This window comes from Spiroplasma endosymbiont of Monopis laevigella (assembly GCF_964019975.1).
Classification (GTDB): domain Bacteria; phylum Bacillota_I; class Bacilli_A; order Mycoplasmatales; family VBWQ01; genus Spiroplasma_E; species Spiroplasma_E ixodetis_A.
Genome location: NZ_OZ026473.1, coordinates 886,979 through 901,346, shown reverse-complemented (window position 1 = coordinate 901,346; position 14,368 = coordinate 886,979). Strand labels below are relative to the sequence as shown.

The 14,368-nt window shown below is 23.4% G+C and carries 14 protein-coding genes and 4 tRNA genes; 14 read left to right on the top strand and 4 right to left on the bottom strand.

Translation table 4 applies throughout. The annotated features are described in order from the left end of the window. The first annotated feature begins 186 nt into the window (after window positions 1–186). Window positions 187–1,326: a hypothetical protein gene (locus AACK94_RS04855; protein WP_338975344.1), complete on the top strand. Its 1,140-nt coding sequence runs from the start codon at window positions 187–189 to the stop codon at window positions 1,324–1,326. Between the two features lie 166 nt (window positions 1,327–1,492). Beyond that, window positions 1,493–1,885, top strand: a complete 393-nt coding sequence (hpf, locus tag AACK94_RS04850; protein WP_338975343.1) for a ribosome hibernation-promoting factor, HPF/YfiA family — start codon at window positions 1,493–1,495, stop codon at window positions 1,883–1,885. A 9-nt stretch (window positions 1,886–1,894) separates the two neighbouring features. Here the strand turns inward: hpf and AACK94_RS04845 are convergent, their stop codons facing one another. Together AACK94_RS04845 and AACK94_RS04840 are read right to left on the bottom strand one after the other, a co-directional pair. Next, window positions 1,895–2,038, bottom strand: a complete 144-nt coding sequence (locus AACK94_RS04845) for a hypothetical protein (protein ID WP_338975342.1) — start codon at window positions 2,036–2,038, stop codon at window positions 1,895–1,897. A gap of 11 nt (window positions 2,039–2,049) precedes the next feature. Beyond that, complete coding sequence (locus AACK94_RS04840; RefSeq protein WP_338975341.1) at window positions 2,050–2,640, bottom strand: hypothetical protein; 591 nt, start codon at window positions 2,638–2,640, stop codon at window positions 2,050–2,052. Between the two features lie 722 nt (window positions 2,641–3,362). Between AACK94_RS04840 and AACK94_RS04835 the strand changes: the two genes are divergently transcribed. The 7 genes from AACK94_RS04835 (at window position 3,363) to AACK94_RS04805 (ending at window position 10,471) form a co-directional block, all read left to right on the top strand. Further along, the gene (locus AACK94_RS04835) at window positions 3,363–3,656 is read left to right on the top strand and encodes a hypothetical protein (RefSeq protein WP_338975340.1); all 294 of its coding nucleotides are present in this window, start codon (window positions 3,363–3,365) and stop codon (window positions 3,654–3,656) included. Between the two features lie 23 nt (window positions 3,657–3,679). Continuing rightward, the gene (locus AACK94_RS04830) at window positions 3,680–5,338 is read left to right on the top strand and encodes a DAK2 domain-containing protein (RefSeq protein WP_338975339.1); all 1,659 of its coding nucleotides are present in this window, start codon (window positions 3,680–3,682) and stop codon (window positions 5,336–5,338) included. Window positions 5,339–5,391: 53 nt separating this feature from the next. After that, entirely contained in the window at window positions 5,392–6,207 is an 816-nt protein-coding gene (locus AACK94_RS04825; RefSeq protein ID WP_338975338.1) for a hypothetical protein, read from the top strand. Window positions 6,208–6,582: 375 nt separating this feature from the next. Beyond that, window positions 6,583–6,861: a hypothetical protein gene (locus AACK94_RS04820; RefSeq protein ID WP_281748602.1), complete on the top strand. Its 279-nt coding sequence runs from the start codon at window positions 6,583–6,585 to the stop codon at window positions 6,859–6,861. A gap of 152 nt (window positions 6,862–7,013) precedes the next feature. Then, a complete protein-coding gene (gene argF / locus AACK94_RS04815) occupies window positions 7,014–8,018 on the top strand; it encodes an ornithine carbamoyltransferase (RefSeq protein ID WP_338975337.1) in 1,005 nt (334 codons plus the stop codon). A gap of 204 nt (window positions 8,019–8,222) precedes the next feature. Further along, a complete protein-coding gene (locus AACK94_RS04810; RefSeq protein WP_338975336.1) occupies window positions 8,223–8,861 on the top strand; it encodes a hypothetical protein in 639 nt (212 codons plus the stop codon). 492 nt (window positions 8,862–9,353) lie between these two features. Next, a protein-coding gene (locus AACK94_RS04805; protein ID WP_338975335.1) for an IS3 family transposase occupies window positions 9,354–10,471 on the top strand; the annotation gives its coding sequence in 2 pieces (ribosomal slippage) (window positions 9,354–9,624 and window positions 9,624–10,471; 1,119 coding nt in all). A 330-nt stretch (window positions 10,472–10,801) separates the two neighbouring features. Here AACK94_RS04805 and AACK94_RS04800 read toward each other — a convergent pair. Next, window positions 10,802–12,040: an IS256 family transposase gene (locus AACK94_RS04800; RefSeq protein ID WP_338976348.1), complete on the bottom strand. Its 1,239-nt coding sequence runs from the start codon at window positions 12,038–12,040 to the stop codon at window positions 10,802–10,804. Between the two features lie 102 nt (window positions 12,041–12,142). Further along, a complete protein-coding gene (locus AACK94_RS04795; RefSeq protein ID WP_338975334.1) occupies window positions 12,143–12,688 on the bottom strand; it encodes a hypothetical protein in 546 nt (181 codons plus the stop codon). A 244-nt stretch (window positions 12,689–12,932) separates the two neighbouring features. Here AACK94_RS04795 and AACK94_RS04790 point away from each other — a divergent pair. From AACK94_RS04790 to AACK94_RS04770, 5 genes are all read left to right on the top strand, one after another. Further along, window positions 12,933–13,007, top strand: a tRNA-Asn gene (locus AACK94_RS04790). A gap of 24 nt (window positions 13,008–13,031) precedes the next feature. Then, a tRNA-Glu gene (locus AACK94_RS04785) sits at window positions 13,032–13,106 on the top strand. Between the two features lie 56 nt (window positions 13,107–13,162). Continuing rightward, window positions 13,163–13,238, top strand: a tRNA-Lys gene (locus tag AACK94_RS04780). A 4-nt stretch (window positions 13,239–13,242) separates the two neighbouring features. After that, window positions 13,243–13,327, top strand: a tRNA-Leu gene (locus AACK94_RS04775). A gap of 196 nt (window positions 13,328–13,523) precedes the next feature. Continuing rightward, window positions 13,524–14,342 (top strand): Cof-type HAD-IIB family hydrolase, encoded by an 819-nt coding sequence (locus AACK94_RS04770; protein ID WP_338975333.1) that lies wholly within the window; start codon window positions 13,524–13,526, stop codon window positions 14,340–14,342. The last annotated feature ends 26 nt before the right edge of the window (window positions 14,343–14,368 follow it).

Sequence of the window (14,368 nt, the reverse complement as noted above, 5' to 3'; positions counted from 1 at the left end):
ATTAAACATAGTTATTTTTGTAAGTTACACAGATTACTAAACATTTCCAATCTAAATTTTAATTTTCAAGAAGTATTTTTATAAAGGTTATATTTTCATTTATATTTCATAATTGTCGTTAAACATGTTAATCATCATTTATGATAGAATTTAATATATGAGATTTTAGAGTTGTGAGGTTTTAGTATGGAAGTGTCAGCAGAGAATTATAGAAACATTAATTCTCATAATCGTTGAGGAATTATTGTTAGTTCGGGGTTAATGGCAATAACTTTGATTATAAGTTGAGTATTATGACTTATACTTTATCGTACTAATGCTAATGAGATTTTAGTAATTTTAACTGAAGTAATTAATAGTAAAGGCATTACATTTACTCTTACTTTTCAGATTTTAACAATTTTTACTTTAATTTTTTCGGTTATTACTCTAGTGTTTATTACAATTCCATTTATTTTTTTAAATAAATATGGAGTAATAACTTTAGTATGAGCATTAATAGTAGTAGTAATTTCGCTTGTCTTACTTATTGGTTCAGGATTATTAATAAGTTATGGTTATAAAAAAATTTATAGTTATGTTATGGACAAAAAAATTATTAATGTTTTATTTTTTATTTTGCCTTGAGGCTTTGCATTAATTTGTAGTTTCTTTTTAGTACTTTTTTCTTTATGATTAATAATGGCTAATCTAAGAAATAAATCAAAAAAAGCATTATCATTGACAAATAATAATGCTTTATCAGCAACAGAAATATCCGCGAGTGTTGAACAAAATTCTCTTTTTGGTGAACAAACTATTGGACCATCATTTACAGATCGATTTTTTAATGAACACGATAAATCAACACAAGGTATAAATATAGTTATTAATAATACTGGTGGAGGTGCACTTCCACAATCAAAATTACTTGATTATCAAGTAACTAGTAATCCGAATCCTGTTCAAACTAATAACAGTAGTAATGTTGTTAATAGCGAAGTAACTTGAACACCACAACAAATTGAAGAAGTATGAAATAAAGGAGAAATTATTGATGATTATAATCCACATTTATATCGAAAAGACTATGCAGGTGCGCTAATGTTTAGGAATAACTTTATTAGTAATGTTAAACTTGATGATGATCCTAAAAGTTATAATTGAACTATTATACATCAACGACCTTTATTTCATGGAGGCACTTCTGATATTAGTAATTTACAACCAATGAATAATACTAATGCTATTACTAAAGGTAATAATTATCCACGTTGAAAAACAGCTATTGCTTTTAATGGAAAACAAAATTTTTTAAAACAAAAATCATGAAAAGATAAAAAATAGAGTATTAATCATTAATTTAATTGAAGATTATATTGAGCATATTATAAATATAATTGGTATTTTGCTTAGTTGTTAATAATTTAAATTTAATTACACTATTATCTTTTAAAATTTATTTGTTTATGGGAAAATGTATATAATAATTAAAAGATAGGAGCAATTAATCATGCAAGTTATTGTCCATGGAAAAAATATTAATATTACTTATGAAATTAAAAATGCTGTTGATAAAAATTTTAATTATTTACAAGAAAAGTATTCTAAATATATTAAAAAAGATATGATTGCTAAAGTTGGTATTGAAAGAAATAGTAATCATACATATAATATTTCCGTTCATATTCAGTTATTAAATAATAATTTTTTACAGTGTTTAGTAGAAAATCACGATCTTTATGTTGGCATTAATAAAACATTGGTTCCGTTGGAAAAACAATTAAGTCGTTTAAAAACTGTTGCTGATAAAACTGTTGCTGAAAGCGTTGGTCAATTTATAACTAAAGAAATTCTTGATGATAATAGTGAAGTTATTATTGACGTAACAGAAAATAAAGATTAAAGAAAACGTTTATGAAAGTATACAATTATTAGCATTAGTTTTTTTATTTAAATATGATGCATCATATTTTTCATTTTCTGCATCTTGTGCTTTTTTTTGTAAATTTTCTTCTGGTGTTATTTTTAAATTTCGCTTATAAATATTTGTATCCATTTTGTTTATTATTAAAATGGCATATTCAAGACTTTTTTTATTTCTTTAATTAATTGTATATTTAAATTATCTTGATAGTTTTTTGTTGAAATATGTTTCTTTTTTTTGTTATCTTTAATTCTAAAATGTTTGATATAGTTATAGTAATAAAAAATATAATAGAGATTTTTAAAAGTATTAATAATTTTTTTTGTATATTTTTCAATAAAAAAATCACTAATATCACTATTAGTTGCGTTATCTTTTATACAAATTTTATAAAAAATTATAGTTAAAGTAGTTGTATTATTAAATACTTCACTTACTTCTTTTTCAATTTCTTTTGTTAATTTTTTATTTATTGTTATTAGTGGAATTTTAATTTTATGATATACATCACAAAATTCTTTTATTAATGTTTCTAAATCCATATTTTTTGTTTTATTAAATTCATTAGCAATTTTTTCATTAGTCAAAAATGTAATAAATTTTTGATCTAGAAACCCATTGACTGTTGTATAAAAATATATTATTTTTTCTATTAAAGTTTTGAATATATATTCACAAAAAACTTTAGCATATTCAGTGGGATCTGGTAAATAATTAGTAGATATTTTTAACATATTTATTGTTCCTTTCAAAATTATTAAATTTTATGTATATAAAATTTCAATATTTATTATAGTTAACACTTTTGAATGTTAACAATTCAATATTATTTTATATAATATAAAATTACAATGGTTAATAAGTAGTTGAACGTTAAATTTAGTTATTAAGAAGTTAATATATTTTCATTATCATTAAATTAATTTTTATTTTAAAAAATGATAATCTTTTTATATAAAATAGGAGGTAATTTATTGAAATATGTAATTATTATTATGAAAATTGTATTTGCAATTTTTGCAAAAAATAAGATTACGATTAAAAACGCAAAAATGCCTAAAATTTATATAGTAAATTTTTGAAGTATAGTTTAATTATTAATTATACTTTTGGTTAGATAGTATTTTATATATTTTAAATTTTATTATTTTCTATTATATAATCTTTAAGTATAAAAATAAGACAGTTAAGAATAAGTAATTATTTAATTATTATTGTATTAATATTAATTTTTAAAATTATAGATAGTATTTTATATTTAATAATTAGGTAGTTTAGTTTTTCTTAATTATGTTTTTATATAGAAAAAACCATTATCAATATATAATATCTTTATCTTTAAGATTATTATTGTCTTGATATATTATATTAGGTATAATGTAAGAGACTATAAAAATTATAAGAGATTTTATTTTATATAAATTTAATTTATTATTAATATAATAGGGGTGATTATTTGGAAAAAGATAAAGATATTATGAACATTATTAAAAAAGCATTATCAGAAAGTATTTTATCTATACCAGGTGTTGCCAATATTTATGAAAAAGATAATAATTATGGAATTAAAGTTAACAAGTCTGATTTAGGTTGAATTATTGATATTAATATAGTTTGTTTTTTTAATAATAATATTTGAAATATTATGAATCAAACTCAGAAAAATTTAAAATATATTGTTGAAAAGATTATTAAATATCAAGACTATATAGTACTTAACATTTTTGTTCATGATTTAATTGAAGAATAAAAGAAAATATAAGGTGAAATTAAATGAAAAAAATTAATATTAAAACCTTAAAAGTTATGCTTATTAGCGGTGCTAATAATCTTTATAATCATCATTTTGAAGTTGATAAATTAAATGTTTTCCCCGTACCTGATGGTGATACTGGAACAAATATGAATTTAACAATGATGAATGGTATAAAAGAATTAAATGGCAAAGAATATGATAGTTTAAAAACATTTGCTACTACTTTTTCTCGTGGTTTAATGATGGGTGCGCGTGGTAATTCTGGAGTTATTTTATCTCAAATTTTTCGTGGTTTTTTTCAAACTATAAAAACAAAAGATTTAAAAAATGATTTCATTAGTAATGAGGATTTATTAAAATCTTGAAAAAGTGCACAAGATTATGCATATCGTGCAGTTATGAAACCAGTAGAAGGTACTATTCTTACTATTATTAAAGATGGTGCTAGTTATATTAATGAATTAGAAATAACAGGCAAAGATTCGCTTTATATTTTTGAAAAATTACTAGAAGGAATGAATGAATCGTTAAAAAGAACACCTGATTTATTGCCAATTTTAAAAAAAGTAGGACTTGTTGATTCGGGTGGTGCTGGTTTAGTTTATATTGTTGAAGGTATGGTGTATGGTTTAAAGCATGGTAAAGCTATTTCACCAAAGAAAAAATTAGAACAACAAGATACAGCAAAATTAGAAATGGTTTTAAATCAAGAAAACTTTGGTTATTGTTCAGAAGTTATTGTAAAACTAAATAAAGTTAGTAAGTTAGATTTTAATTTAAGCAAAACACGAACTGATTTAGAAACAATGGATGGTCAATCAATAGTTTTAGTAGATGATGAAGATTTAATTAAAGTTCATGTTCATACTTTAAAACCGGGTCAAATTTTAAATTATTTTCAGAAATTTGGTGAAATTTTAAAAGTAAAAATTGAAAATATGACGGAACAGGCAAAAGCACATACACAAACTATTAAACCAATTCGTAAATTAAATAATAAATTTGCTTTAATTGCTGCTGTTCCCGGTAGAGGAATTGAAACCTTTTTTAGAGATGAATTAAAGGTTAATAATATTATTATGTATTCAAAAAGAATTAATCCATCAACAGATGACTTTTTAAAGGCAATTGAAATTGTCGATGCAAAAAATGTTTTTATTTTACCAAATGATAGTAATTTATTTTTAGCAGCAGAACAAGCAAGAAAATTAGAAAAAAAATCAAAAGTTTTTGTATTACCTGCTAAAAATATTGCTCAAGGTATGCGTGCTGCTTTAAATTTTAATCCTGAATTAAGTGCAAAAGAAAATAATAAAAATATGTGAAGTGAAATTAAATATGCTGCTTTTGGTTATATAACAGTTGCTGATCGTGATGTTGAAATAGATGGTATTAAAATTGGAAAAAAACACTTTTTTTCTGCTGTTAGTTTTCGTAATAAAGATGGTAAAGAAAAAATTATTGCTTCAAATAAAAATTTATTTAATGTAATTAAAGTATTGTTTACTAAATTAATTTGAGATGGTGCAGAAATAATTACTATTTTTAAAGGTAAAGGTTATTCAAAAGATCAAATTAATTTTATGAAAAAAATTTTAGATGAAGATTATGATATTGAATATGAAATTGTTGATGGTGATCAAGAAGTTTATAACTTTCTTTTCGTGGTGGAATAATACTATGTTATAATATTGTAGACTCTATTCAAATAGTTAGAAAGGAGAAGATTATGACTAATTTATTATTATCCTCAGTTAATCCAAATGATCCAAAGACTTGATCAACTAGTTTAATTGTTTTAGCAAGCTTAGTGGCTATTGTTGGTATAATTTTGTTTGTTGTTACTATGATTTGATTTTTCACTTGAATTAAGTATTCTTGATTCCATCGTGAAAATAGTGCTAATTTAACTGGTGGCGAGTTATCTCAAAAATATTTAAAAACATACGGTATTAATGCAAAAAGAATAAAATTTAAGGGATTTGGTAATATTAATAGTATTACTGTTGAATCTAGGTTTTTTTATTTAAGGCCATATTTATTTAATAATGGTAATTTTACTTTAAGATTATTACCATGAACTTATCACCGTCGTTCTATTTATACTTTAGCAATGGCAATGGAAAGTACTTGGGCAGTAAGTAGTTCAAATAGTAGTCGTTTTAATACTTTTTGATGAGATTTTTCTCGTAAAATAACATTATTTTTTGTTTTAATTCCTTTTGCACTTGCTATTCTATTTGCTCTTTCACCTGCTAATTCTTGAATTACTTTATCAGCAGCGAGCGTCAATATACTTTCAATTGTTTTATCAATTTTAGGTAGTATTTTATTAATTCTTTTTTCTTCAATGCAAATGATTTTTTATGCTAAATCAAGAAAAGAAATTTGTCAAAATCTTGTTGGTATTTTAAATGAAAAAGAAATACGTGCTATTAGTTGAATTTTCCAAATTAAGTTTATTTATTACTTGATTCGTATGATTTATGAAATATTACAACTTATTTTACGTATTGTGATGTATACACAGCAAAATGAGAAATAATAAAAATTTGTACCTATAATTTAGGTACAAATTTTAAATTTAAAATTATATTAAGTTTTATTGATAAAACATTATTTTCAAAACTTTTATAAAATATTCTATTTTAGTAAGTTTTAAAGTTTTGTTTTTTTAATTTTACATTTAATTACTAAACCAATATTTTTCATTTTCATTTATTATTGTATATTTAAAATTTTATTTTGATAGTTTTAAATTTTAAATATACAATAAAATACACTTATTAATTTAATATATATATATATATATATTCATTAGTAATTTTTTGTATATGTATTGCAAAAATATAAAAAAAGGTTTTAAATGTTAACTATGAGAGAGAAAAAAAAGAATATTTTAAGTTAAGGAGAATACTGAATGCAAAGTAAGTCTGCTATTAATATATATTCAAAAATTAATAAATTAAAAATAGTTTTATTACTTGCTAAAATTTTTATCAGAAATGGTATTGGAGTATTTTATATTAAAAAGTTTGTTGTAACGAGTATTATCCAAGATAAAAAAATATGTTCTTACTTAATCAATCAAATTTTGAAAGAATGGAATTCTAAAAAAGAATATATTATTTCACTAGAAAAATATTTAAAACAACTTTCAGTTCAACAATTTATTAACAAAATAATTACTTGCTGTTAATAAATTTGAGTTAAAAATTAAATATAATAATACATATCCATGTTTATGAAATTACTAATTCTGAATTGTCATGTGGCCAGAGTGTTGCCCATATTGTATATCAATGTTAAATTAAATAAAGATATTAGGAACTGAAAGGAAGAAAACATATCATGGCTATTAATTTAAAAGGCAGAAATTTTATTTGTTTATTAGATTTTACTTCAGAAGAAATTTATTACTTATTAGAATTAGCTGCTACTTTAAAAATTGCAAAACAAAAAGGAATAGAAAAACAGCCGTTAAAAGGCTATAGTGTTGCTTTATCATATCGAAAAGATTCATTACGAACAAGAAGCGCGTTTGAAGTTGCTGCTTGTGATTTAGGAATGCATTCAACATATTTTGATCCAACTAGTAGTAAATTAGGAATTAAAGAATCAATTGTTGATACCGCTAAATTTCTTGGTAGAATTTATAATGGTATTCAATTTCGTGGATATAAACAAACTGATGTTGAAGAATTAGCTGAAAATGCCGGTGTTCCAATATGAAATGGCTTAACTGATTTATATCATCCAACACAAATGCTAGCCGATATTATGACAATTCAAGAGTGTAAAAAAAATAAAGATGTTAAAGGTATTAAATTTGTTTATTTTGGAGATGCTCGTTTTAATATGGCTAATAGTTATATGATTATTAGTGCAAAATTAGGAATGAATTTAGTAATCTGTGCTAATAAAAATTTATGACCATATCCTCAACTATTAAAACAATGTCAAGAAATTACTCAAGAAACGGGTGGCTCTATTATTTTAACAGAAGATTATAAAACAGCAAGTAAAGATGCTGACGTAGTTGCTACTGATGTTTGAACATCTGTATCTGAAGATAAAGTTTTATTAAAACAACGAATTAAAGAATTAATGCCATATCAAGTTAATAATGAAAAAATGAAAATTGCAAAATCAGATGTTATATTTTTACATTCTTTACCAAGTTTTCATGATGGTAATACACAAATTACTCAAGATATTGTTAAACAATATGGTGGAACAGGTGAATTAGAAGTTACTGATGAAGTATTTCGATCTTCTGCATCAAAGGTATTTCAACAATCAGAAAATTGTTTACATACTATTAAAGCTGTAATGTTAGCAACTTTGAAAGGATAGTATATGAGATTATATTAAAAATGAAAAGAAGTTTTAATTATTTTATTATTTAATAAACTTATTTCCATTAATTAGTTTTTATTATTTTTATTTTAGAATATTAAATATATTAATTAATTGTTTATTAAAATATTAATGTTAGTTTTTATGTTAAGATATTAGTAATTAATTTTATTAACTCAAATTAAAAAATAGGAGTAAATTATGATAAGACAAGAAAGAATATCAGAAGATAGTAGACAACAATTAATATATAATTATCAAGGATTAAATATATGAAAAAAAGTGAGTATTATTGGTAGTGGGTTTTTGCTTAGTACAATACCAGGAATTGGTATAACATATTTATGTAATGAAAAAATTGTTAAAGCACTTGGTAGTAATGAAAATTTATTTTCATTACCAATTCGAATGCTAATGGGTGCTGTTACTAGTTCATTATTAGTATTATTTACTATGGGACCATTTGTACACAAAAAATTATTTCCTGAATGATATGAGAAGAGAGCAGAAGCAAGGTATATAAATAAAACTATTAGTGAAATTGAAAATTTAAGAAATGATTTTGTAAATATAAATAATAACTGAAATGAAAATAGTACAGTTAGCTTAATAGAAATATTAACAAAATTGAATAATAAAAAAGAAGAATTACAAAATAAAGAAAAACCATTAATGTTTCAATGAGAATTGGAAAGAATGGTAGATAACTTAATTATTGATGTTAATAATCAATTAATTAGATTTGATCCTATTTCAATTAGAGCAATTAATGATATGTTGGATAATTGAGATAATAATTCAGAATTGAATGATAGTAGTCAATCTTTAATTTATTATTAAAAATGTTATTCTTTTCTTAATTTAAAAGAATAACATTAGTTAATTTATTTAAAAGTTTTTATATGTTATATACTACTTTTTGTGCTAGTTTATTTTTTACTATTTGTGAGTTTTCAGAATTAAGAAACTCATATTTTTTTTCATCTTTTATTTCTTCAGGACTTTGTTCTTTAGTGTTTGTACTAGTATCAATAATAAAAGAACTTAAATTTTGTTGTGATTGGGTTGGTGTGCTATCATAGTAAATATAAGAAAGTAGCGTGAACGTGTCTGCTTGTTGATCTTCAAATTCTAAAAGACTTGTAGTATCACTTTTTTGATTATTTATTATGAAAAGACTTGTATATATATTTTCGATTTGTTCAGTTAATTTAATTTTTATTAAAACATTATTGTTATTTTTTAATGATACTGTGTGGATGGGTTACACTTTATTGGACACTAATTACATAGACAAGTGAACAAATTAGTTAAAAGAAAGGAATTATAATTATGGTCACTATTAACTCATATTCAGATGAATTTAAAAAACAAATAGTAGCTTTATATCAAAGTGGCAAATCAGTATCTTGCCTTGTTAAAGAATACAATGTTACAAGAGCAGCTACTTACAATTGAATTAAGCAATTTACTAATTCAGGTAGTTTTAAAACTAAAGATAATCTTTCAGATTTAGAAAAACAATTAATTCAAGCAAATAAAGAATTAAAACAGTTACGAATGGAAATTGATATTTTAAAGCAAGCAGCACTAATAATAGGCAGAAAGTAGAGATTATTGCAAATAATAAATCTAAATATAAAATTCGCACAATGTGTCATTTTTTAAAACTCTCTAAATCAACATATTATTTTAATTTAAAGAAAAAAAATAAAATTCAAAATAATATTTATGAACAAGCTGTTATTAGTGCTTTTAAAGAAAATAAAGAAGTTTATGGTACTAGAAGATTAAAAGTCATACTAGCAAACCAAGAAATTTATTTATCACGCAGAAAAATTAAAGAAATTATGAATAAGCATAATTTAATATCAAAATACACTAAATTATCATTCAAAAATTATCATAATAAAGTCAATGATAGTCAAATAACCAATCTTGTTAATAGAAACTTTAATAATAGAATTAAAAATGAAGTTATTGTTAGTGATTTAACTTATGTTCAAGTTAATGGTAAATGAAACTATATTTGCCTATTAATCGACCTATTTAACCGCGAAATTATTGGACATAGTGTTGGAGTTAAAAAAGATGCATCATTAGTATATCAAGCATTTATGCAATCAAATAACTGTTTAAAAGATATTGAAATATTTCATACTGATCGCGGTAATGAATTCAATAATAAAACTATTGATAAACTTTTATTAGCTTTCAACATAACTCGATCTTTAAGCAAAAAAGGATGTCCTTATGACAATGCTGTTGCTGAAGCAACTTTTAAAACTTTCAAAATTGAATTTATTAATGATAAAAATTTTACATCATTAATCCAATTAAAATTAGAATTATTTGATTACATCAATTGATATAACAACATAAGAATTCACAGTACTCTAAAATACCTAACTCCAGTTAGTTATCAAAAACAAATGTCTACCAAAAAATAGTCCTAAAAAGGGTTGCCATTCCAGTGCTTATTAAGTCTGTTCCTTTTAATAGTGCTTGTTCTTGATTAAGTTGCAAACCATTTAATAATGGTATTGATTTTCCATATTTTTCTTTAGTTTTTGTTATTCGTTGCTCATAGATTTTCTTATATTTTTTCAAAAATATTATTGTTTCATTTTTTGTTTTAAAATAATATTTATTAGAATTATTTTCAAGATTATGTTGTGAGAGATAGTAAGAAGTTAAGTCTATATCTTGTGCATATATTGTAATTTCAATAAAATTAAGAGGCTTTTTAATAATCTGTGTATCTTTGTTTTACAAAGTTACTAATTTAGATTAATTCTGTCTTCAAATTTTATCATAAAATGAGCAATTGCTGTATTTCAATTTTGAATAGGCAATGTTCATTTTTTTGTTATATTTTCAATTGCCAAGTAAAATATTTTGAAAACTGCCATATCATTAGGAAAAACTTTTTTATTTCTGATGATTTTTCGTAATTGACTATTAACAGATTCAATAGCATTTGTAGTATAAATCACTCTTTTGATTTCTACTGGATAACTAATAAAAACCATTAAATTATCTCAATTTTTATATCAAGATTTAGTAATTTGAGGATATTGTTTATTTCATTTACTTTCAAACGATTCTAAAGCTTGCATTGCTTGTTCTTCACTACATGCACTATAAATTGGTTTTAAATCTGCAACTAGACCTTTTCGATGTTTGTATGAAACATATTTTAAACTATTTCTAATTTGATGAACAATGCATAATTGATGTTCTGTTTTAGGATAAACTGATTGTATTGCTTCTGACATGCCTGTTAAATTATCACTACAAGCAATAAGAATATCATTTAAGCCACGATTTTTCATTTCTGTGAAATTAGATAATCAAAACTTAGAACCTTCATTTTCACTAATTCATAATCCTAAAACATCTTTTTTGCCTTCTAAATCAACTCCTAATGCTATATAAACTGATTTGTTAATAATCCGTTTATCTTGTCGTACTTTAACTACTATACAATCAAAATAAACAATAGGATAAATACTTTCTAATGGTCGATTTTGTCATGCTTTAACATCATCAATAACATCATCAGTAATTTGACTAATAACACTTTCACTAATATCAGCACCATGATATAACTCTTGCAACTGCATTCTAATGTCAGATAATGTCATTCCTTTTGCATACAAGGAAAGAACTTGTTGATCAAAACCATCAAATCTTCTTTGCCTTTTAGGAACTATTACAGGAGTAAAATTACTATTGCGATCTCTTGGTACATCAATTTCAATTTTACCTTGTTGAGTTATTAATTTTTTTGAACTTGTACCATTACGAGCATTTTCAGTAGTACTATGTTGATTTTTTTCATATCCTAAATAATTTTGCATTTCAGAATTCAACATTTTTTCAACTAATCTTTTTGTTAATTCTTTATATAAACCGCCAGATTTAAAAACTGTTGTTAAATCTTCAGTATTTTCTAGTAATAAATCTACTGCTTTTGATATTGGATCATTATTATTAAAGTTATCTTTTTTAGCCATCTGTAACTCACTCTTTCTAGTCATTTAATTATATTTACTAGAATTAATTAAACATAGTTATTTTTGTAAGTTACACAGATTACTAAACATTTCCTTTTGTTCCTAAAAAATATCCGAAAATTCTACTAGCTTATTTAAAATATCTATTTTCCCTTGAAAGTGACTATTACTTTTTGCTATTAAAGAAATATTTTTATTATCTTGATTAATTAGTACATCTAAATCATTATTAGAAAACTTAGTACCATTCATAATATTAATTGCTTCTAAAATTAAATCTTTATCAACTATTCCGTTTTTTTCAAAACTTTTACTATAAGGCAATGCTTTTTTAGTTATTATTTGACTAATATCATTACTTAGTCAAAGCAAATTAACCTCTTTAACTAAAAAAGGTAAATCTGTTGTATCTGGCATATAACGAATAATAGCCTTTGTCATTCCATCTAACATATCAACATCAATATTATCAGTATTCATTTTTTCTTTTCCTAATTCACTTTTCAAACTAAATGAATTAGGAATTATAGTATAAGTTTCTTTAATACTATTATTTATTTTGCTTAGATTCGTACTTAATACATTTCCAAAAGTTCCTACAGTTGTTCCAAATGTTAAAAAACTTAATGTTGCTAATAATAACTTCATAAATTAAAACCCCTTTATATTGATAATGTAATTCTACATGATTTCTATGTTTACTTCTTTCTAATTATTTTTACCATTAATAGTATTCATTATTACAAATAATACTTAAGTTATTATTATATTTAATTTAAAAAATGATTAATAAAGCATATACATTGCCGTAATCAAGAAAAAAATAAAAAAAACTTTATTAGTTATTGCAAATTATACTTTTCTTCAATATAATAATTAAGGTTTAGTAAATGCCCGGTTAGCTCAGCGGCAGAGCATTCGACTGTTAATCGAAGTGTCATAGGTTCAAATCCTATACTGGGCGCCATTATTCTAAACTCTTGTTTTCTACGGCTCGTTGGTGAATTGGTAAACACATAGGATTTTCATTCCTACATTACGGGTTCGATCCCCGTACGAGTCACCATTAATTAATATTTAGACTGCAAGTATTATAATTACTTGTTTTTTATTCCCCTAGATGTCTCGTTAGCTCAATTGGCAGAGCATCAGACTCTTAATCTGAGGGTTGTAGGTTCGAGGCCTATACGGGACACCAAAATGCGGAATTGGCGAAACTGGCAGACGCACCAGATTTAGGCTCTGGCGCCGAAAGGCATGAGGGTTCAAGTCCCTTGTTCCGCACCATACATTATTTTGTTAACCTTTATGTTTTTCATTAAAGGTTTTTTTCTTTTTTAACATTTTTATATAATAAAAAATTAAAATATAATATTTTATTTTAATTTAAGAAATTTTATTCTATGGAAATATATAGTATTTTATTATTTTATCTTTATAATATTAATAAAATAATAGAAAAAAAGAAAGCAGGAAATGATTGATGGTAAAAATAATTTTTACTGATGTAGATGGTACTTTATTTGATAGTGGCAGTGCCTTAAGTGAAATTAATCTTAATGCTTGTTTAAAAGCTCAAAAAAATAATATTAAAGTTGTAATTAATACAGGTAGATATGGTGAAAATGCTATTCGTGTTGGTAAAATGATTAATGCTGAAAAATATGATGGTTATATTATTGGTAATGATGGTGCTGAAATTTGATCATATACTAAACAAAAATGAATTTATTTACAACAATTAAATTCAGAAATAACAATTAAACTTTATGAATGATTAACCAAATATAATAAACAAATGATTTTACATTTTAATAGTATTGATACTTTGTATGTTAACCATGCGGCTAATAGTTGAAGTACATGAGTTGAAAATCTGCAAATTAAAATTATTAAGTTAACTAATAGTACTGATATTAAAATGCCAATCTCAAAAGTAATGGTTATTTTAGAAAAATATTGAAAGGCTAATGAAATTACAAAATTCATTAATAGTTTTGAAACTAACTTTCCAGATTTAACAATTGTTCAATATCATACAAATGTTTTTTCAATTGGTAATAAAAACATTAATAAAGGTTCGGCACTACAATGATTATGTAATCATTTAAATATTGACACTAAAGATGCATTAACGATTGGTGATGAATTTAATGATTTACCAATGTTTGAAGTATCTGGTCATCCAATAGTAATGGAAAATGCTAATATTGCTTTAAAACCATATGGTAAAACTATTGCTCCAAATAATGATGAGCATGGAGTTGGATACATTATTAATAATTATGTTTTTAAAAAATAAAAACTTAATATTTTTAAAAATATACT